Raw genomic sequence first — 19899 nt, 5'->3', positions numbered from 1 at the left:
TGTCGCGGTGGCAAATATTAAGCTTACAGATAATATTGCAGACTGGGTTGATCGGTAGCCGTTAAGCTGCAACTGACATGTAGCAAGCTGTCGGTTTCAACCCAGAACGTTTAACTTTATATTAACGGGGAACGTTCAAACCACCTTCTATCCCCCTTGTAAAGACAACCTGCCAGAGCTGAATATCACGAGATCTGAAAGCGCCTGCACATGAATTCAAATAATAGGTAAACATCCTTTTAAACCTTTCTGAATAATTTCCTTCGATATGCGTCCAGGACGCAAGAAATCGTTCATTCCATGCCATAAGCGTTTTGTCATAATCTGAACCGAAATTATGCACATCTTCAATAACAAAATATCGTTCACTGGCCGAGGCAATATGCGCAAGAGAAGGCAGGCACCCGTTAGGGAAAATATACTTATTAATCCAGGGATCGACGTTGACCTCTGTTTTGTTAGCGCCAATAGTGTGCAATAAGAAAATCCCTTCTGGTTTCAGATTTTTATTCACCACATCGAAGTAAGTCGCATAATTTTTAGGCCCTACATGCTCAAACATTCCGACAGAAACGATGCGGTCAAATTGCCTGTCAATTTCCCTGTAATCCTGGAGCAGAATTTCGACATCAAAACTTGCACAGCGCACCTGCGCCATTTTTTGTTGTTCTGCTGAAATCGTAATCCCCGTAACTTTTACACCGTAATGTTCAGCAGCATATGACGCAAGCCCTCCCCAACCACAGCCAATATCCAGCAGGGTCATCCCTTCTTCTAATTTCAACTTCTCACAAATCAATTTAAGTTTATTTTGCTGTGCCTGAAATAAATTATCAGCGTTCCGCCAGTAACCACAAGAGTATTGCATCCAGGGATCAAGCATCAGACAGAAAAGGTCATTGCCGAGATCGTAGTGTTCTTTACCGACTTTCAGGGCTCCTTTTTTAGATTGAAAATTTATGAACCGGGCCCCGGCAACTCTGATGATATCTTTCAGGTTATCCGGTACGCGGGATTGCAAATCTGCACGAATAATTCGGGTAAAAAACACATCCAGCCGGGCACAGTCCCACCACCCGTCCATGTAACTTTCACCCAACGCCAGCGAACCTCTTTTTAAAACACGCTTATAAAATTTGGGGTTTTTGACATGAATATCATACTTCTCTCCACCATCAATCCCGACCCCTGCGTCGCTGAGGAGTTCACGACAGATTCTCTGCCATTCGTTATAATCCTTAGGTAAGATCATATTTTTTTTCATTGACGTGCCTTTTGAATAAAATCCCGTAAAAATTATGATTTCTTTTTGCAGTTATAAATAAAGTCCCTGGATCGCTGTGTTATCTGCTGTATTTCATTTGTCGTCAATCCCTGTTGATAAAGCTGCATAATTTTTTCTTTATCTGATTCGACATTTTTATGCCTGTCTGCATGGGATTTTAATTTTTTCTTCTCGGCATTTGTTTTTTGTTGAATAGCGTCTGTAAGACGATTCAGACTATGCAACGCCTGGTCTCTTTCGTGTTTATTTAGCTTTGGATCCATTGAAATATCCTGCCAGACTGCTATCGCCCTTCGCAAAAGCCCCTTACTTTCCAGGGAACTGGCTTTGAACCTTAGCAAATCTACAGCATTCATATTCGTCACCTTATTAATGTAATTAAAATCATTAATCTACTCACCCGCAACAAACTTCCAACGCAGGTAGTCATAGGACCAGTTAAATATTAACGTGTAAGGTAAGAAAATAAATATGAGTCCTATTTCAACAAAAAACGCTTCGGCTATTGTTAACTCAAGTAAAAACATAGCGACTGGTGTGAGTAAGAGAATAAGCACGGCTTCAAAAATGACGGCATGTAAAACTCTTATCGGAAAGTTTCTCTCGAACTGAAACCGTTTCTGAATCTCATCAAAAACCTTATTAAATACGTAATTCCAGACCGTTGCAGTTAGGGCGGAAATGAATGATAACGTTCCGGACTGTATCAACGAAACCTTCAGGCTGTAGGCGAGGAAAATGGCTATGACAACATTCCCAAGGACTTCGAAAAGGACAGCATGGAAAATCCTTTCCAGCGTACTCTTATTCAATTCCATTTTCATTTCACTGCGCCTCAAATGACAAAAATCGATTTCTATTAATACATCAACTTGCTGATAACATCGCAATCATGCCAGCGCCAAACGCTAACCCAACGACAGCCGCCACCACAACCACCGTGGCGGCAGCACCGGTACCTACTGCCGCGGCGGTTTTCCCTTTAGATATTTCCTTTCGCTTAAGTGAAACGAGTTCGGATAAATTAATCACATGTCCATCGTCACCCATTAATGTTTGTGGTGTTGTCCTTTTAATGGTGAGTGTGCCGCGACTCCCGTCACGCAATGAATATTGCACGACATCACCGTCGTATAAAGGCGGTTCAATCTTATAATAGGTATAATCAGCTGAGGTCGAGGAAGAATGTACCTGTTGTTGGCTTAATTCGAGTGAGTTATAACTTGAGCAACCGGATAAAGTCATTGCGGTAATAATGACAGAAGACAGCAATAAAGTATGTTTCATAATTTCTCTGATTTAATAAAAATGAAATTACTGCGTACGGGTAAAGCCTTACCTACCCCAAAAAGTCCTTGCAGAAAAAACGTTTTCTAAAGCCAGGATCCTCTATTCTGATATCAACGCGGCAAGCTCCCGAGATCTGAATATCGGCCTTCTGTAGAAGGCTATCCATCCTGATTGGCTCCGGGACATGTCTTGCCTGCTGAGTGGTGAAGGAAATGTCTTTAAAAAACTAACCCGTTGAATCAATATCTTGTATGATCCACTGCAAACGAGAACGCCCTCGCTCGCAACAATTCATGGGAATTATTATTATCTATAAAAGTCGTAAATGTCTTATCATGACAGGACAAAATTTATCGATAAGAAGTCTATGCAGAATGTTCTCGGGGAATTGTCAATGAAAGCCTCAGCGAAAAGAAATTGGGTTTCATCACAGGACTACCCAATGCCCACGGAGCGCCGCACTGTTCATTTTCGCTCCTATTTAATTAAATCGAATACGGGCGTCTTGCCCCATACTCATGAATTTGCACAATTCCACTGTGCCCGAAATGGAAATATGCGTCTCGAGACTGCAGATAATTGCTGGATTGTCCCTGCGCATTATGGCATCTGGATACCTGCTTATATGGAGCACACTGTGTGGGCCATGGACGATGTATTCCTTGAAAGTTTGGATATCGAAACAGATTTCGTAGACGAAACCATCACCATGTGTAAAGCCGTGACGATCAGTGACGTTGCAAAAGAACTGATACATTATGCGTCCGAAACAATTCCGGAGTTATACGATGTGCATGGAAAGGACGGGAAACTGGTCAGTGTCCTGCTGGATATTATTTTTAGTTTACCGCAAGTAGATTTTGTCCTTCCCTGGCCGCAAAGCCCGGCGTTAAATGAAATGTGCCGTGCAATATTGGAGTCGCCCGGTTCAGAACATTTCATTGACAACTGGTCAGCCAAAGTGGGCATGTCAACCCGGAACTTTTCCAGAAAGTTCAAAAAGGAAACCGGATTATCGTTTAGTCTCTGGAAGCAGAAAATGCGGATTTTTGAGTCTGTTATCATGCTTAAACAAAATAAAAGCGTCACGACCATAGCGCTCGAAATGGGGTACTCCAGTACAGCAGCCTTCAGCTATTCATTCAAAAGTGTTTTGGGCGTTCCTCCCACGGAATACTCCGTGTAATGCCCGATACCCGCCGATAGCATGTTTGCCCGAATGCCATAACAGATGCGCATGAAATAAAAAGGTGAGCAGCTCCCCGCCCTGCCGTTTCCGACAAACATCAGGGAGCCGTAAATAATGGAGAGTTTGCTGCAAAAACTTATAAATCCTTAAACGTCCCCAACCGGAATCCGCGTTCTTCAATCGCCTGTTTCAGCGATGCGGATGTCAGAACATCCAGCTCGGCCAGTCGTGGATAGCAATATTTGCTCGCCAGGATCGTGTGATCAATAAATGAAGGATGGCACATGATTTCCAGCGATTCATCGCCCCGTGCGGTGGCCTGATCGAGCGTATTCAGAAACAGCGCTTCTGAAATTGCCTCACCGTAGAAAGTACTGTCGAAACCCTGGGTGCTTTGCGCGCCGCGCAGAATAAGCGCCCCTTTCCTGATTTCATCGCGGTCAATACGAATCGCCACGCCCTGTTCTTTTGCAAAAGCCTCTACAATCGGGAAAACCGGCGCAAGCAGATGCACGTGATGATGGCTATCGATATGTGTGGGAAGACGGCCAAACAGTTCCACAAACCGGGCAAACTGGGCATTCAGTTCCTGCTTAATTTCATCAAGCGGCAGTCTGCCCTGCTCCGCCATTTCCCAGATCCATTTCCCCAGTTTACCGTTTTCGCGCACCAGACCAGGCATCGGCGAAAGCGGTTTTCCCAGCGTCAGGACAAAATGCATCCCGACGGCCAGCCCCGGATTTGCCGTGCTCAGCGCCGCGGCGTGCCCGATGGTCGGCATATTCATCATCGCCGTGGTGGACGTCACAACGCCATTGCTGAATGCGTCGATAATCCCGTAGTTCTGCGCTTTACACAGCCCGAAATCGTCGGCATTCACAATCAGTAATTTATCCATAAGCGTCCCTTTTTAGCGTGCCCTCCTTTTTACAGGAGGGCGGCGGATTATTTCAGCGCGGCAATGGTATCGGCAAAATTCGGCAACAGCGCTTCGTGGGCGAGCAACATTTCTCGCGCCAGTTTCTCGGCATCCATATCGGAATGGATCAGCGGGCTGAGGTTCAGCGCCAGCAGGACGTCATTGAGTTTTCCACTCAGCGCCGCCTCGCTGGCCGCGATTTCGAAGCCTTTAATGGTGTAGATCAGGCCGAGCACTTTATCGTCAAAATGCGTGACACGCGGATGCGGCTTCGCGCCGTCCCGGCCAATTGTGCAGGTCATTTCCACCGCCCAGTCAGCCGGAATATTATCAATATGGCCGTTATGCGGGAAGTTGACGTACTGCTCGGTCTGCTTGTCGTTGTAAATCGCGCTGATCACTTCACAGGCCGCGTCGGAATAATACGCGCCGCCGCGCAGTTCCAGTTCTTTCGGTTTAACGTTCAGCTCCGGGTTTTTGTACAGGTCGAAGAGTTGTTTCTCGACTTTCTGCACCACAGTTGCGCGCGCTCCGCCCTTGTAGAATTCGCCCATTTCAATCGCCAGCATCTCTTTCTGCTTGAAGTAATACAGCAGATACGAGCATGGCAGCAGATTCAGCGAACGGATCAGCCCTTCGCTGAATGGCAAATCAAAGATATTTTTCACCGAACCGGCTGTCAGTGTGCCGGACGCCACGCCGTCGAGCAGTTCCGCAAAACGGGATTCACCGTTAACCAGCACGTCTTTGATGAACACCATGTGGTTCAGGCCAAAGAGGTCGATCGACAAATCGTCTTCTGCTGACAGTTTCAGCACATCCTGAATAAACATCTTCATGCCAACAGGAATATTGCAGACACCGATGAATTTTTTGAATTGGGTGTGGCGGAATACCGCTTCTGTCACCATGCCCGCCGGATTGGTGAAGTTAATCACCCAGGCATCGGGGCAGATTTCTTCGACATCTTTAATGATGTCAAAAATCACCGGGATTGTGCGTAACCCTTTGAATAACCCTCCTGCGCCGTTAGTTTCCTGACCCAGATAACCGTGGCTCAGCGGAATACGTTCATCCAGTTCACGCGCCTTTAATTGCCCGACGCGCAACTGCGTTGTGACGAAATCTGCACCAGCCAGCGCTTCGCGGCGATCCAGCGTTTTGTGTATTTCGATTGACACACCCGCGCGCTCAACCATCCGCACGCACAGATCGTAAATAATGTCCTGTTTGCTTTTTCCGCCTTCCACATCGACCAGCCACAATTCGGTAATGGGTAATTCATCGTAACGCTTAATAAAACCTTCAAGTAATTCCGGTGTATAACTACTTCCGCCACCAATAGTGACCACTTTCAGTTTTTTACGCATAAGAGCTCCCGTGCAATAATAATGCACTGTAAATTTAAAAGACGATTAATATAAACTATCAATATAAATAATAGATATTTAGTCAATACTGAATAATTGTTTCCTGTAGTGATTTGGTGTGAAAGAAGTCAGCTTTTTGAAATTCTTAATAAACATACTCGGGCTGCTATAACCGGATTCGAAAGCAATATCGGTTATGGAGTAATTTGTAATTTCCAGCTGCTTCTTCGCAAAATCAATACGAATTTCATTAATGATCTGCATCGGCGTCTTGCCGTAATGTCGTTGTGTTTCGCGGGTCAGATATTCCTGTGACTTACCGGATAACTGCACCATATGTAATAAGGCTTTATCCCCAAAACGCGATTTGTCATGCATTTTTTCAACCGTCGCCTTCAGCCAGACCGGAGTATCGGTTGTCACTTCCGATTCACGGTGATGGTGCAAACGGTTAACGATATAAAATGTCACCATTTCAAGGAATTCATTAAATTCGCCGTTGCGAAAATTAAGAGACGCGGTCACGGATTCAATATAATTCAGAAATTCGTGGTTTATTTTATAAACCTGCGAGGCAATAAACTGTGCAGGTAACAGGGACAAGTAATGCTGTTCAAAAAAAGCTTTGCTGATGCCTACATTCAATATTCTTGTCGCGCCGAACTCATAAAAGCTTTGATGATTTGAGCCCAGAGGGATAAAAACGAAGTCTCCGCGTTCCAGCAACACCCTTTTCCCGTTGATATTCTGGTAATACCGCCCCGTCAGCACCACGGTAAATTCGTAGTAATCATGCTCATGCAGCCCGGAAATACTCTCTACCTTGTTGTAGATGAACATGTGGAAATTTTGACCGTCGAAGAGTTGATTCTCGCGCGCTGTCTTGATTTCCATGCTCAATACCTGTGGCTGCATCCTGGATCCCTACGTTATTTTATTTTTTCATGAAGCTCAATGAGTTCTGCAATAAGTTCACGGGCCAACATCGACGTCATCAGATGATCCTGTGCGTGCACCAGTACCAGGCTGACTTTGGTTTTCCCTTCACCCTGATCATCTTCAATCAATTTGGTCTGCACCAGATGCGCTTCGTTCAACGCCAGGCGCGATTGTGCCATTAACGCGGTGGCTTCCTCAAAATCACCCGCTTTGGCTTTTTTCAGCGCGGCATACGCCAGGCTGCGTGCCTGTCCGGAGTTGATGATTAACCCCATCACGACTTCTTCCAGATCCTGCAATTCAGTTTCGGTATCTTCGATGTTGTCTAAATCAAACATGTTTATCTCTCCTTGAAAGTCCGCTGAAAGCGGGACAATCTTCGTCCCGCCTTCAGGTCAGATTAGAATTTCAGTGCAGCAGCAATGTCTTCTTCGCTTTCTTCTTCTTCAATAATCGCCTGAGCCTTGTTGGATAGAATCACAAACGGCATGTAAACCAGCGTGGCGATACCCAGGTTGAACAAGGCAACCAGCAACGCCGCAATGCTGCCGTTACTGTTAAAGAACGCGCCTAATCCGGTCGGCATCGTCCACGGTGCCAGGTTGGTCACCGGCGGAATGATACCCAGGGAGTAAGCCGCAAGCGTAATGGCGGCAAGAATCGGCTGAACCAGCACGAACGGGATGAACATCACCGGGTTCATGATAATTGGCAGGCCAAACAGAATCGGTTCGTTAATCTGGAAGATACCTGACGGCAGCGCCAGCTTGGCAACTTGACGGTGATCTGCACGGCGTGACGCGATAAAGATGGCGATGATAAGCCCGAGCGTTGCTCCTGACCCACCCAGCAGGATGTAGGAATCCAGCATCGGTTTTGCCCAGAAGTGGAAGGTTTTTCCAGCATCAATCGCCGCACTCACTGAGCCGTATTCGGTATAAAGGGCGATATTTTCCAGTGCCCATGGCGTCATGATGCCGTTGTCCAGCGCGGTCAGCGCCAGAGAACCATGCACACCAAAGAACCACAGCAGGGAGTTGAAAATCACATACGCCCAGCCGACAACACTTCCCATTGCTGCCAGAGGCTTGGAAATGGAATCCATAATAATCTGGTGGAAGTTGTTGCCATATAATCCCAGGATCCAGGAAATAATCCCGAACACGAGCAAAATAATAAAGCCTGGAATTAATGCTGAGAATGAGCGGGAGACCGAAGACGGCACACTCGCGGGTAATGTAATAACCCAATTTTTGCGGATAATAAACGTGAACATTTCGGCGACAACCAACCCGATAATCATACCCGAAATAATATTCGCGCCGCCTAGCCAGTTAGCGCCCACAGCATAGGCTTCCCCGACGCTATAAGGGGTCACAGTCATAAATGCAGCAACGGCTAATAAGCCCGCAGAAAGCGAATCCACTTTTCGCTCTTCCGCTAATGCCATACCGATAAAGAACGGTGCCATCAGCGACATGATCCCCAGCGTACCGTTATAAACATTTATGCCGATGGTTTTTAATCCGGCCAATGTTTCAATCGTTGACGGGTCTAAACGGACGCCCAGAGAATAAAAGAAGGAACCGGCACCAAAGTTCAGAAATACGTTATTAATTAAAACGAACATGGCGCCCGCCAGGGTCAGCGGCATTAATTTGATAAAACCATTTTTAATCGCATTAATGTGGGGCTGCTTACCTATTTTTACCGCAAACGGGAGAAGTATCTTTTCAAGTGAATCAATGGCTTTGCTCATTGGCATTTTCCTTTAATGCCGCCTTTCGGCGGCCAGGGTATGAAATTCGCTCTTTGACTGGAGTTCTCTTTGACTTAAAAATGCTTAAAAACTGCTAATTTAAAATTGGTACAATATTTAAAATTACTGATTTGCTGCTTTTTTGATCGCAGCAACCGCTGCCTTCAATACACCCAACCCATCAATTTTTCCGTAGAGGACGGAATCAATCACTTCAACCGGTTTTCCCGGCAATACTTTCTTAATTTCTTCCAGCATGTAGCCAATTTGTGGCCCGAGAAGGATGACATCTGCTGCGCTGCCTTTTTCAGCGGCCAGGGTTTCAGGGAATGCTTCAATAATGACAGGCACCTCATATTTCTCGGCCTGAACCTTCATTTTAGAAACCAGCAGAGAAGTGGACATTCCGGCGGAACAAAACAAATAAATGACTTTTTTTTCCATAATGAAAACCCTCGTATCCCCTATAGAGCGCAGGTCCGACAACAGATCTTTCTTTAACTGTTATGAGCTAATTTCAGCAGATAAAAAGAGATTGTTAATTGTTTTTTGCTTAAGTGAAGTATACGGCATCGCTTCCGGAAGGGATAATTCCGTACTTATAGAAATTGTCTCTCCTTGACCATCGCCCATGACTCCCTTCACGTTTTAGGCAAATAATTCGTGCAAATAAATAAGACCCGCTGACGCCGGACCAAACCTAAAGGCAGCTTCGGGTCTCCGGGTAATACCTTCAGTCTCCCCTTACCATGATTGACCCCGCCGCTTCCAAATATAATAATGAGAACCATTAACATTAAAAATTAGGGAATGGATCCAATGGGTAGCGCAGTTTTTCGCATTTTTGCAGGGATAGCCGGGCTGTTTTTATCACTAATTTTCACCACTCATGCCTTTGCCGAAGGCTGGCCTCGTGAGATCAAAACGTCTCACGGTATCCTCACATTGCAGCAACCTCCTCAGCGAATTGTCTCCACCAGCGTGACGGTCACAGGGACATTACTGGCCATCAACGCGCCTGTGATTGCCAGCGGGGCTTCCGGGCCAAACAGCCGATTTGCCGATCAGCAGGGCTTCTTCCGCCAGTGGGGAGATGTCGCGAAACAGCGCGGCGTTGAACGCTTGTATATCGGCGAGCCGAATGCTGAAACCATTGCCGGTCAGGCTCCAGACTTAATTATTATTGCTGCCACCGGCGGTGATTCCGCCCTCAAACTCTATGATCAGCTCTCCGCGATTGCACCGGTCATGGTGGTCAATTATGACGACAAAAGCTGGCAGGCGCTGGCGAAGGAATTAGGCCAGGCCACGGGAAAGGAAGCCGATGCCACAGCCGTGGTCGCGCGGTTTGAAGCGCGCGAAACCGCATTGAAAAAAACCATGAAACTGCCACCGCAGCCCGTTTCTGCGCTGGTTTACAGCACAGATGGTAAAACGGCAAATCTCTGGACCCCCGCCTCGCCGCAGGGTCAGTTGCTGCAAGAGTTAGGGTTTAAACTGGCTTTAGTGCCTTTAAACATTGCAGCCAGTCTGAGCCAGGGTAAACGTCGTGACATTATTCAGCTTTCCGGCGAAAAGATGCCTGACGCGCTGAACGGCCAGACGCTGCTGCTGTTCTCCGCCAACAAAACCGATGCCGGGCGCTTGCTGGCCAATCCGTTCCTGGCGAAATTGCCTGCGGTAGAAGGCAAACGTGTTTATGCGCTGGGCGATGACACCTTCAGGCTGGATTATTACAGTGCCAGCAATATGCTGTCGCAGCTTGAAACCCTGTTCGCTCCCCGCTGATGCGCCCTCTTATGGACTCTCTTTCCGCGCCCCGCGTTTCATCTCCGGGGCAGTTTTCGCGACAGGCCGCAGGATTGCTGCTGGCCGTACTGCTGTTGGTTCTGATGATGGCGCTGAGCCTGTTGTTGGGCGCAAAATCCCTTTCGCCCGGCACGGTGATCTCCGCACTCAACGGACACTGCACTGGTGCGGACTGCGTGATCGTCACCGACGCCAGGTTGCCGAGAACGCTGGCCGGTTTGCTGGCGGGAATGGCGCTGGGATTATCGGGCGCGCTGATGCAAATCCTCACCCGCAATCCGCTGGCCGATCCGGGAATTCTCGGTGTTAACGCCGGTGCGGGGTTCGCGGTCGTTCTCGGGATTGCCTTTTTCGGTGCCACCGACGTCAGTGGTTATCTGTGGTTCTCGTTTGCCGGGGCCTTATCGGCGACGCTGCTGGTCGCGATGATTGGCGCACTCGGTCGCGGGAGGCTCGATCCCGTTCGTCTCACGCTGGCGGGCGTTGCGCTGGCGGCGGTTCTGGAAGGCATTTCATCGGGGATTTCCCTGCTGAATCCGCAGGTTTACGATCAGCTGCGCTTCTGGCAGGCCGGTTCGCTGGATATCCGCAACATGGCGGTGATCCGCACCGTCACGCCGCCGATCCTTTTCGCTGTTTTCCTCAGTTTGCTGATGACCCGTTCCCTGAATAACCTGACTATGGGCAGCGAACTGGCGACCGCGCTGGGCACTAAAATCATTACAACTCAGCTGCTGGGATTACTGGCCATCACGCTGTTATGCGGCAGCGCGACAGCGGCCGTCGGCCCCATCGCCTTTGTGGGCCTGATGGTGCCGCATATGGCGCGCTGGATATGCCGTGCCGACCCCCGCTGGCTGTTGCCGTGGACGCTGGTGCTGACGCCGACGCTGTTGCTTGCGGCGGATATCGCCGGACGTCTTCTGGTGGCGGGTGAGCTGCGGGTTTCTGTCGTCGTCGCCTTTATCGGCGCGCCGGTGCTTATTTTTCTGGTTCGCCGCCCCGGCGGCTTGCGCAGAGGTTAACCATGAGCCAGATATTACCTGAACCCCGCACGCTGAAAAAAAACACGCCAATTTCTCGACCATTCCTTACAGCGGTGGCGTTAGTTTTATGCATTTTCTTACTGGCGATATTTGCGCTGGGCAGCGGCGCGCTGGCGCTGAAACCGGCCCAGGTCGTCAGCGCCCTGCTCGGCGACGGTCCGAAAAATCTGCACATCATTGTGATTCAGTGGCGCCTGCCGCGCGTGGTGATGGCGCTGATCATTGGCGCTGCGCTGGGCGTCAGCGGCGCAATTTTCCAGTCACTTCTGCGCAATCCGCTGGGTAGCCCGGATGTCATCGGTTTTAACACCGGCGCCTACAGCGGTGTTTTGCTGGCCATCGTGCTGTTCAACGCCAGCGCGGGTGAAACCATGATCGGCGCGATGGCCGGAGGCATCCTGAGTGCGCTGCTGGTCTATGCACTGGCGTGGCGCCAGGGCGTCGAAACCTTCCGCCTGATTATTGTCGGTATCGGCGTGCGTGCGCTGCTGATTGCGGGCAATACCTGGCTGATTATCAACGCGTCGCTGGAATCTGCGCTCACCGCAGGGTTATGGAATGCGGGTTCGCTCAACGGCATTACGTGGGAAAAAAGCCTGCCGGTGATCGCCCTGATTGTCGCAGCGTTGTTCCTCGCGCGCCTGCTTTGCGCACGGATGCATTTGCTGGAAATGGGCGACGATACCGCGTGCGCGCTGGGTGTCCCGGTGGAACGTTCACGCCTGCTGTTGATGCTGGCGGGCGTGGCATTAACCGCCGCTGCGACGGCGCTGGCCGGGCCCATTTCCTTTATCGCGCTGGTGGCACCGCAGATTTCCCGCCGCCTGTGCGCCAGCCAGCAGCACGCTTTATTTTTTGCCGCACTGACCGGCGCACTTCTGCTGCTCGCCGCAGACGTCGCGGCGCAGCGTCTCTTCCTGCCTTATCAGCTGCCCGTCGGCGTGCTCACCGTCAGTCTCGGCGGTATTTATCTGATTGGTTTACTCATCCGGGAGTCCCGCCGCACATGAAGTCTGAACATTTTTCACCGCTGTATGCGCAAAACCTGACTCTCGGTTACGACAAGAAAGTCGTGGCGCAGGATTTATCGGTATCGATTCCGGAGGGAAAACTGACGGTCATTATCGGGCCAAACGCCTGCGGTAAATCGACGTTATTACGTACGCTGAGCCGCCTGATGCAGCCGCAGTCCGGCACGGTGTTTCTCGACGGGAAACTGATTGGCGATTACGGCACGAAAGACGTGGCGAAACGGCTGGGTTTATTACCGCAAAGTTCGACCGCGCCCGGCGATATCACGGTGGCCGATCTGGTCGGTCGCGGGCGCTATCCACATCAAAATCTGTTCAGCCGCTGGAATGCGCAGGACACGCAGGCCGTCGATGATGCGATGCGCGCAACCGGTGTTTATGAACTGGCGGAAAGTACGGTGAATTCGCTGTCCGGCGGTCAGCGGCAACGGGTGTGGATTGCCATGGTACTGGCGCAGCAAACGCCGCTGCTGCTTTTAGACGAACCAACAACCTGGCTGGATATCGCTCATCAGATTGATTTGATGGAGTTGATGTGTCGCCTGAATCAGGAAAATGGCCAGACGCTGGTCGTCGTGTTGCACGATCTGAATCAGGCTTGCCGCTACGCCGGAAATCTTATCGCCATGCGCGACGGTAAAATCCTCGCAGAAGGCGCGCCTGCCGATATCGTAACGCCGGAACTCATTGAGCAGGTTTTCGGATTGCGCTGCTCAATCATCGACTGCCCGGTGTCACATACGCCGTTAATTATTCCGCTCGGCAATTTAGCCGTTTGACAGAGGATTTCCGGCGGCCCACTGCGTCTCATCCCACAGACTGCACAGGCCGTCGAGTAAACCACCGCGCCACCACAGCGCGTCGTGCCCGCCTTCCAGCACGCGGTAACGCACCTGATTGGGGGTCGGTTTCAGCAGCGCCTCCATCTGGTTGTTCACCTCATAAATCAGCTTTTCGTTTCTGCCGGCTTCCATAAAGATTTTCAAATGGCTGCGTTCCCCCAGCCCTTTTTCAACCTGCGACAGGATGCTTTCCACTTCTTGCTGATCATCACTGGCTTGGTGACGATTACGGCGCGGCCACCAGAAAGACCCCGACTGACTGAGCACGCACCCAAAATGTTCGGGCCAGTGCAAACCGGCGTACAGCGAAGAAAGACCACCAAAACTCTGCCCCGCCACCACCGTTTTTTGCGCGTTATCGCTATGCGCAGCCAGTTTTTTTACCTGCGGCAATAACTCGTCCTGCACCGCCAGCCAGAACTCCGGATTGCAAGTCAGTTCACGGCTGCGGCTTTGAATATCAATAACATCGATCAGCACATAGACCGCGTCGGGCAGCGCCCCTTCGCGCGTGAGCTGCATCAGTGGCTGCCAGACGGGCATTTGTTTAGCCCAAAACTGGCCGTCGAGCAGGATAGCCAGCGGGCGCGAAGCAGGCTCATGGCCTTCGCCGGTGGTAAACACCCAGACGTTTCGCATATTCCCCAGACGCGCACTTTTCCAGCGGAATGTTTGTAACGCCGCCGGAGCTTGCGGCGCTTTCGGGCCATGGAGATCAAACTCTGCCCAGGCGGGTTGTGGCAACGCGTCCGGCATATGCAGGCCGGACAACGCGTGGGATTTTGCACCGGGCCACGGGCGATGCGGATTCAGCGGATCGTGCGTCGCGTGGCGGAAGAGGTTTTTCCACCATTCCCGCGCGGCAAGCATGCTTTGATAATCACCGTTATTTTGCGGAAATTCAGCGCCGGTTTCAGTACGCGGGATCAGGCTGTAGCTCCCGCGCCAGTCCGCACGCAATTCTGTCTGCCAGTGCCAGACATCCGTCCCGGCCAGCCGCGCCAGGCTCTGCGGAGGCGATGACTGATGGTGGTCGGTGATGCCGTTGATGTTGATCCATACCCGCTGAGTTTGCGACGTTTCCTCGCTGCCCTGCGGATCCCGCCAGAAAAAAGTCACGCGGCAAAATCCGTCGCGCGAAGGTTCTGTCCACGGCGTTCCCCGCGTGGAAATTTCATTCCACCACACACCACTCCCCGCCTGCGAGTTCAATAACATGGCCTGGGCCGTGCGCTTTTCCATATGCTGAGATTTCATCATTTTTACGTTTTACAGCCTTTTGACAGACAAGAAAAAACATTCCCGGTATGGCGCTTTACACAATCCCTACAAATTAAGAATGCCAATCGCATTGATAATTGTTTTCATTTGCAATAGTGTGTTACCGCCCGTAACACGGGTCAATAAAAATTACACACACAACAGGCCATCCTCCTGTTCAATCTCGATATTTTTCAGGAAAGGATGGAATTCAGGGCAGAATCCAACATGAAAAGCAGGCTACCACATTATTCTCTGGCAACCTTAATCGGGCTGGGATCAGCGCTCACCTTGCCAGCCGGCGCAGCAGAAACTACCGCAACAACGGCAACAGAAACCGGTACAGCAGCGGCCGAAACGCCGAAAAAGGCCGAGGACACACTGGTTGTCACCGCCGCACAGCAAAACCTTCAGGCACCGGGTGTTTCCACCATTACGTCTGACGAAATTCAAAAACGTCCACCAGCACGCGACATCAACGAACTGATCCGTACCATGCCTGGCGTCAACCTGACCGGTAACTCCACCAGCGGCCAGCGCGGCAACAACCGCCAGATCGATATCCGTGGCATGGGGCCGGAAAACACCCTGATTCTGATCGACGGTCTACCGGTCAACAGCCGTAACTCCGTGCGTCAGGGTTGGCGCGGCGAGCGTGATACCCGCGGTGATACCAGCTGGGTTCCGCCAGATATGATTGACCGTATTGAAGTGATCCGTGGTCCGGCCGCGGCACGTTATGGCAACGGCGCAGCAGGTGGCGTGGTGAACATCATCACCAAAAAAGACACCAACGAGTGGCACGGTTCATGGAATACCTATATGAACGCGCCGCAGCATAAAGACGAAGGCTCGACAAAACGCACCGATTTCAGCCTCTCCGGCCCGCTCAGCGATCAGTTCAGTTTCCGTCTGTTTGGTGGCTACAGCAAAACGCAGGCTGATGCGCAGAATATCAACGAAGGCCATCAGTCCGAACGTACCGGTACTTACGCCGACACCGTTCCGGCAGGTCGCGAAGGCGTGATCGATAAAAATATCGACGCCATGCTGCACTGGGATTTCGCCCGCATGCAGTCGCTGGAGTTTGAAGTGTCCAACAGCCGCCAGGGCAACCTGTACGCCGGTGACACGCAAAATACCAATACCAGTGCGCTGGTTAAAAGTATGTACGGCAAAGAAACTAACCGTATTTACCGCCAGTCCTACGCCCTGACGTATAAAGGCGCCTGGGACAATGGCGTTTCCACCACCAACTATGTGCAGTACGAAAAAACCCGTAACTCACGCATGGATGAAGGCCTGGCGGGCGGCACCGAGGGGATTTTCTCTGACGACAGCTTCAACACCATCGCGCTGGGCGACATTCTCGCGCACAGCGAAGTCAGCATTCCGTTTGATTTAGGCGTACCGCAAACCGCTACGTTCGGCACCGAATGGAACCAGCAGAAGATGAAAGATCCGTCTTCCAACGTTCAGTCAATGCTCGGCGGCGCGATTGCGGGCGTGGACAGCACCGGCCGCAGTCCCTACTCACAGGCGGAAATCTTCTCGCTGTTTGCGGAAGATAATATCGAGCTGACCGACAGCACGATGCTGGTTCCGGGCCTTCGTTTCGATCATCATTCTATTGTCGGCAATAACTGGAGTCCTTCCCTGAACCTGTCTCAGGAACTGGGCGATGATTTCACGCTGAAAATGGGGATCGCACGCGCCTATAAAGCACCAAGCCTGTATCAGACCAACCCAAACTATGTGCTTTACAGTAAAGGCCAGGGTTGCGCGGCCAGTTCTGGTGGCTGTTATTTGCTGGGGAATAAAGATCTCGATGCGGAAACCAGCATCAACAAAGAGATCGGTCTGGAATTCCACCGCAACGGCTATCAGGCGGGCGTGACGTACTTCCGTAACGATTATCGCAATAAAATTGAAGCGGGTTATCTGCCAACCGGCACATCGACGACAGGGACTACCGACGTTTATAAGTGGGAAAACGTTCCAAAAGCCGTCGTTCAGGGTCTGGAAGGTACGTTGAATATTCCGGTCAGCAGTACCATTTCCTGGAATAACAACGGGACTTACATGATTGAAAGTAAAAACAAAGAGACCGGCGATTATCTGTCGATCATCCCTAAATTTACAATCAACTCCACGCTGAGCTGGCAGGCAACGGAAGATTTCTCCGTGCAGTCCACCCTGACCTGGTATGGCCGTCAGAAGCCGAAGAAATACAACTACAAGGGTGAAGCCGTTACCGGCAGCGAAACCCGTGAAGTCAGCCCGTATTCCGTGGTTGGCCTGAGCGGCACCTACGTTGCGACTAAAAATGTCAGCGTGACTGCCGGTATTGATAACGTGTTCGACAAGCGCCAGTTCCGCGCCGGTAATGCCCAGACCGTGGGTAACGCCACCACCAATGCCTATATGTACGGCGCGGGTGCAGCAACCTACAACGAACCGGGCCGGACTTTCTACATGAGCCTGAACACGCACTTCTAAGCCTTAGCAACTAAGTAAAATCCCGGCAACAGGGCCGGGATTTTTACTGGTTACAGGTTCCCAACCATAATCATTTCCATTGACCCTGACCAGAGCCAGTGAAGTGCCAGACCCGAGGTCTCCGTCGTTCTGAAGACATCGAATGAACTTAGCTGGAGTCATATCATTTAATAATGAATGGGGTGGAGCAACTGGCGTCGTCAGATATTCGGGGTCGTATGTCATTACAGGATTTACGTTCTGTTACCCTTGAAAATCCATACTTATTAATGAGGTCATATAAACCGTACAATTATATAAGCCTCTATATTAATATGTATGTGCAGTTGAAATGCAATAAAGTCGAAAAATGTTTTTAGTTGTATATAACCCATGCATTCTTTACTCACGGGTAAATAAATGTGATGATAGCGCAAAAATAATCCTTTTCATCTGGGTTTTCACCTCGTTTTATAACCTTGCTGTTTAGTGGACGCTGACTTCTATTTCTTACACAACCTTAAATATTTGATTATTAATTAATGTGATAGTTGTGTTCATGTTGTGTGGTAGACAGGTAATCTGAATCGCATAGATATAAAAATGGCATGTGGGTACTGTTTTGAAACACAGTGTTGTGTGCACATGAAAAAGGAAATATTAATGTCTACTATGAATGAATCGGGTTTGGTTGCAGCGGGATACCATAAAACGAGCGATACTGTATGGCAGCGGAAAAGTGCTGAAACTTATGATTATATGGAAACGCAAGCGTACGGCGGGGGGAGTGTTAGTGCTGTTAAAGCAGGTTTAATGAATACTATCACTTCAGTAGCAGACTCGATATCTCTTGAGTTTAATTCATCCGCTTTTCGTGCGGGTACTACATTTCGTAGCCCACAAACCCCGAGAGAGATTCGTGAATTTCATGAGCAAGAGCTTGCTGCTCAAATTGGGGAGGCACTTCAGGCTCAACAAGTAGCATTAAATAGTTTGACTGATTCACAAAACCAGCGATTGTCAGCAGAGCGAAATTATTCGAAAGCTAATACTGTATCGCCAATTAATTATGCACAAACAACATTGGCGTTACAGAATGCATATGCTTTAGAATTGAACCGTAATATTGCATATGCGAATTCCACAATACTGTTTATTGAAACAGATATTATGTATAACAATTCGAAAATTTGGTGGCCTGCTAATGATGCAGAAAGGATTCAGGGTGAGGCCTATGTTGCAAACAGATCAAAAGATATAATTCCTTTTAAAACATCTGTCAGCAATTGGCAACAGGCTTTATCTACTACCAATGCAGCTATTGCTCAAACTAATAAAGATATTAAATCTATTCAGAATGGCTCTGTGCCTGCTAAGTATCAGTACTCTAGTGAAACCCAGAAGACATTGGATGCAATCCAACAGGTTTCCGACTTCTACACTGATATCACACAGCGTTACGGCATTATTGCTTCAAACAAAGCGACACTGCTTGCCAATGCAGCAAAAGGAAAAACAATTAAGAATGCTGCTCAGGCCATCGCGGCTTGGGATCGATATGGCACTGCCATCAATGCCAAATTTAGCGCATCAGACCGGGCAGCAATTTCAAATGCTCTCCAGGCAATGGATCAAGCTGAGGTAGTGCAGAAACTGTCTGTGATGCAGAGGGGCTTCGGTGTCGCGTCCAAGTTTGTTGATGTAGCGACACTTACAAATGAGATTTCTAAGGCGGTACAAACCGGGAACTGGCATCCTGTTTTTATCAAATTTGAAACCTTGTTAGCCGGTGCTCTTGCCAGCCAACTTCTTGCCTATTATTTTGCAGCACTGATCGTATCGCCAATGGGGGTTTTATTGTTTGCAGTTTTACTTGCGAGTGCCAGTGCTGCTATTGATGAGTCTGCGCTTGAGGAACTGAACAGCTTTATTTCCTCACTCTAAAAATCAGGAGATAAGCAAGGCCACTTAAGTGGCCTTTTTTGTACTGAAATATAAGATGACATAAATGAGTGATAAGGGAACGACGAGAACAATAATCACCGCATAGTATATTACCCATAGTGTGTTTTTGGCTGAACTGGGTTGAAAGAACCCAGTGGTCCAAAATTCTTCACTCGATACTTTCAGTACTAGCGTTTCAAGAGCTTTGCGAGCAAGTGGAAACATTGCGGATATGATTATCGTATACGCGAATAAGAACGGTGTGGCTCCCGTCTGGGACACAAATATCGTTACTGCTACGCCTAAGTAGAACAGGCATATAAAAAAATTTTTGAAGTAGAATTTCTTATCCAAGTGAAGGCTCCTTCCCTTTAAGTTTCGAAAATTTGTTTGTTACTCACATTTTAAAGTGTGCAAATTTTGTCTTCTAAACCTATCAGCCACCCGCTCTAATGGCGCTTGTTTTCAGTGCTATAGCCTTATCTGATTAACATCATGATTTTTAAGGTTATAAATGATTGGCTATTTTAGGACATTAACATAAATGCAGAATTCTTTTAAGTGAGATTGCCGTTGTGTTTTTTAATACTCATCGGCTCACACTTTCAACCTTGATAACCCCCCTGAGCGGAGAGGGTGCCGATGAAAAAGTTGGCGACCCTCACGCCCCGTACTGACCCCTGTATCACGTCTTTAAATCGGATGAGGATGCCACCCGTGCCGGCACACGAAAAACAG

The 19899-nt window shown here is 49.3% G+C and carries 18 protein-coding genes; 7 read left to right on the top strand and 11 right to left on the bottom strand.

The window, feature by feature from the left end; translation table 11 throughout:
* Positions 1-121: 121 nt before the first annotated feature.
* The 4 genes from cfa to CWS43_RS20840 are packed head-to-tail and all read right to left on the bottom strand — an operon-like array spanning position 122 to position 2572.
* A complete protein-coding gene (cfa, locus tag CWS43_RS20855; protein ID WP_101079000.1) occupies positions 122-1264 on the bottom strand; it encodes a cyclopropane fatty acyl phospholipid synthase in 1143 nt (380 codons plus the stop codon).
* Between the two features lie 32 nt (positions 1265-1296).
* Positions 1297-1641, bottom strand: a complete 345-nt coding sequence (locus CWS43_RS20850; protein WP_101078999.1) for a hypothetical protein — start codon at positions 1639-1641, stop codon at positions 1297-1299.
* Positions 1642-1677: 36 nt separating this feature from the next.
* Entirely contained in the window at positions 1678-2109 is a 432-nt protein-coding gene (locus CWS43_RS20845) for a PACE efflux transporter (RefSeq protein WP_101078998.1), read from the bottom strand.
* 43 nt (positions 2110-2152) lie between these two features.
* Positions 2153-2572 (bottom strand): hypothetical protein, encoded by a 420-nt coding sequence (locus tag CWS43_RS20840; protein WP_101078997.1) that lies wholly within the window; start codon positions 2570-2572, stop codon positions 2153-2155.
* 397 nt (positions 2573-2969) lie between these two features.
* On the opposite strand from CWS43_RS20840, the gene CWS43_RS20835 reads away from it, so the two are divergent.
* Entirely contained in the window at positions 2970-3761 is a 792-nt protein-coding gene (locus CWS43_RS20835) for a helix-turn-helix domain-containing protein (protein ID WP_232777127.1), read from the top strand.
* Positions 3762-3900: 139 nt separating this feature from the next.
* Here the strand turns inward: CWS43_RS20835 and chbG are convergent, their stop codons facing one another.
* The 6 genes from chbG to CWS43_RS20805 all read right to left on the bottom strand — a co-directional run bounded on the left by chbG (position 3901) and on the right by CWS43_RS20805 (position 9195).
* On the bottom strand, positions 3901-4662 hold the full coding sequence (gene chbG, locus CWS43_RS20830; RefSeq protein ID WP_101078996.1) for a chitin disaccharide deacetylase: 762 nt from the start codon (positions 4660-4662) through the stop codon (positions 3901-3903).
* Between the two features lie 47 nt (positions 4663-4709).
* Positions 4710-6053, bottom strand: coding sequence for a 6-phospho-beta-glucosidase (locus CWS43_RS20825; RefSeq protein ID WP_101078995.1), 1344 nt, complete (start codon positions 6051-6053; stop codon positions 4710-4712).
* A 78-nt stretch (positions 6054-6131) separates the two neighbouring features.
* Positions 6132-6968, bottom strand: a complete 837-nt coding sequence (gene chbR, locus CWS43_RS20820) for a transcriptional regulator ChbR (protein WP_101078994.1) — start codon at positions 6966-6968, stop codon at positions 6132-6134.
* Between the two features lie 14 nt (positions 6969-6982).
* On the bottom strand, positions 6983-7330 hold the full coding sequence (chbA, locus tag CWS43_RS20815) for a PTS N,N'-diacetylchitobiose transporter subunit IIA (RefSeq protein ID WP_101078993.1): 348 nt from the start codon (positions 7328-7330) through the stop codon (positions 6983-6985).
* A gap of 62 nt (positions 7331-7392) precedes the next feature.
* Entirely contained in the window at positions 7393-8751 is a 1359-nt protein-coding gene (gene chbC, locus CWS43_RS20810; protein WP_101078992.1) for a PTS N,N'-diacetylchitobiose transporter subunit IIC, read from the bottom strand.
* A 123-nt stretch (positions 8752-8874) separates the two neighbouring features.
* Complete coding sequence (locus CWS43_RS20805; RefSeq protein ID WP_101078991.1) at positions 8875-9195, bottom strand: PTS sugar transporter subunit IIB; 321 nt, start codon at positions 9193-9195, stop codon at positions 8875-8877.
* 375 nt (positions 9196-9570) lie between these two features.
* On the opposite strand from CWS43_RS20805, the gene fepB reads away from it, so the two are divergent.
* From fepB to CWS43_RS20785, 4 genes are read left to right on the top strand one after another with little or no spacing between them, the layout of a single operon-like run.
* Positions 9571-10539, top strand: a complete 969-nt coding sequence (fepB, locus tag CWS43_RS20800) for a Fe2+-enterobactin ABC transporter substrate-binding protein (protein ID WP_101078990.1) — start codon at positions 9571-9573, stop codon at positions 10537-10539.
* 11 nt (positions 10540-10550) lie between these two features.
* Entirely contained in the window at positions 10551-11585 is a 1035-nt protein-coding gene (gene fepD / locus CWS43_RS20795; protein WP_101078989.1) for a Fe(3+)-siderophore ABC transporter permease, read from the top strand.
* A gap of 2 nt (positions 11586-11587) precedes the next feature.
* A complete protein-coding gene (gene fepG, locus CWS43_RS20790) occupies positions 11588-12616 on the top strand; it encodes an iron-enterobactin ABC transporter permease (protein ID WP_101078988.1) in 1029 nt (342 codons plus the stop codon).
* Positions 12613-13416, top strand: a complete 804-nt coding sequence (locus CWS43_RS20785) for an ATP-binding cassette domain-containing protein (protein WP_101078987.1) — start codon at positions 12613-12615, stop codon at positions 13414-13416. Before fepG ends, CWS43_RS20785 begins: the two co-directional genes overlap by 4 nt.
* On the opposite strand, the gene fes is transcribed toward CWS43_RS20785, so the two are convergent.
* Positions 13405-14721, bottom strand: a complete 1317-nt coding sequence (gene fes, locus CWS43_RS20780; RefSeq protein ID WP_232777125.1) for an enterochelin esterase — start codon at positions 14719-14721, stop codon at positions 13405-13407. The genes CWS43_RS20785 and fes overlap by 12 nt on opposite strands.
* Before the next feature lie 246 nt (positions 14722-14967).
* Here fes and CWS43_RS20775 point away from each other — a divergent pair, with 246 nt between their 5' ends.
* The gene (locus tag CWS43_RS20775; protein ID WP_101079182.1) at positions 14968-17238 is read left to right on the top strand and encodes a TonB-dependent siderophore receptor; all 2271 of its coding nucleotides are present in this window, start codon (positions 14968-14970) and stop codon (positions 17236-17238) included.
* 642 nt (positions 17239-17880) lie between these two features.
* Entirely contained in the window at positions 17881-19161 is a 1281-nt protein-coding gene (locus tag CWS43_RS20770) for a colicin-like pore-forming protein (protein ID WP_157825424.1), read from the top strand.
* Positions 19162-19899: the final 738 nt, after the last annotated feature.

Origin of the sequence: Rahnella sp. AA (assembly GCF_002834385.1) — a bacterium.
Classification (GTDB): domain Bacteria; phylum Pseudomonadota; class Gammaproteobacteria; order Enterobacterales; family Enterobacteriaceae; genus Rahnella.
The sequence above is the reverse complement of the archived record's forward strand: the minus strand, read 5'-3'. Positions and strand labels throughout refer to the sequence as shown.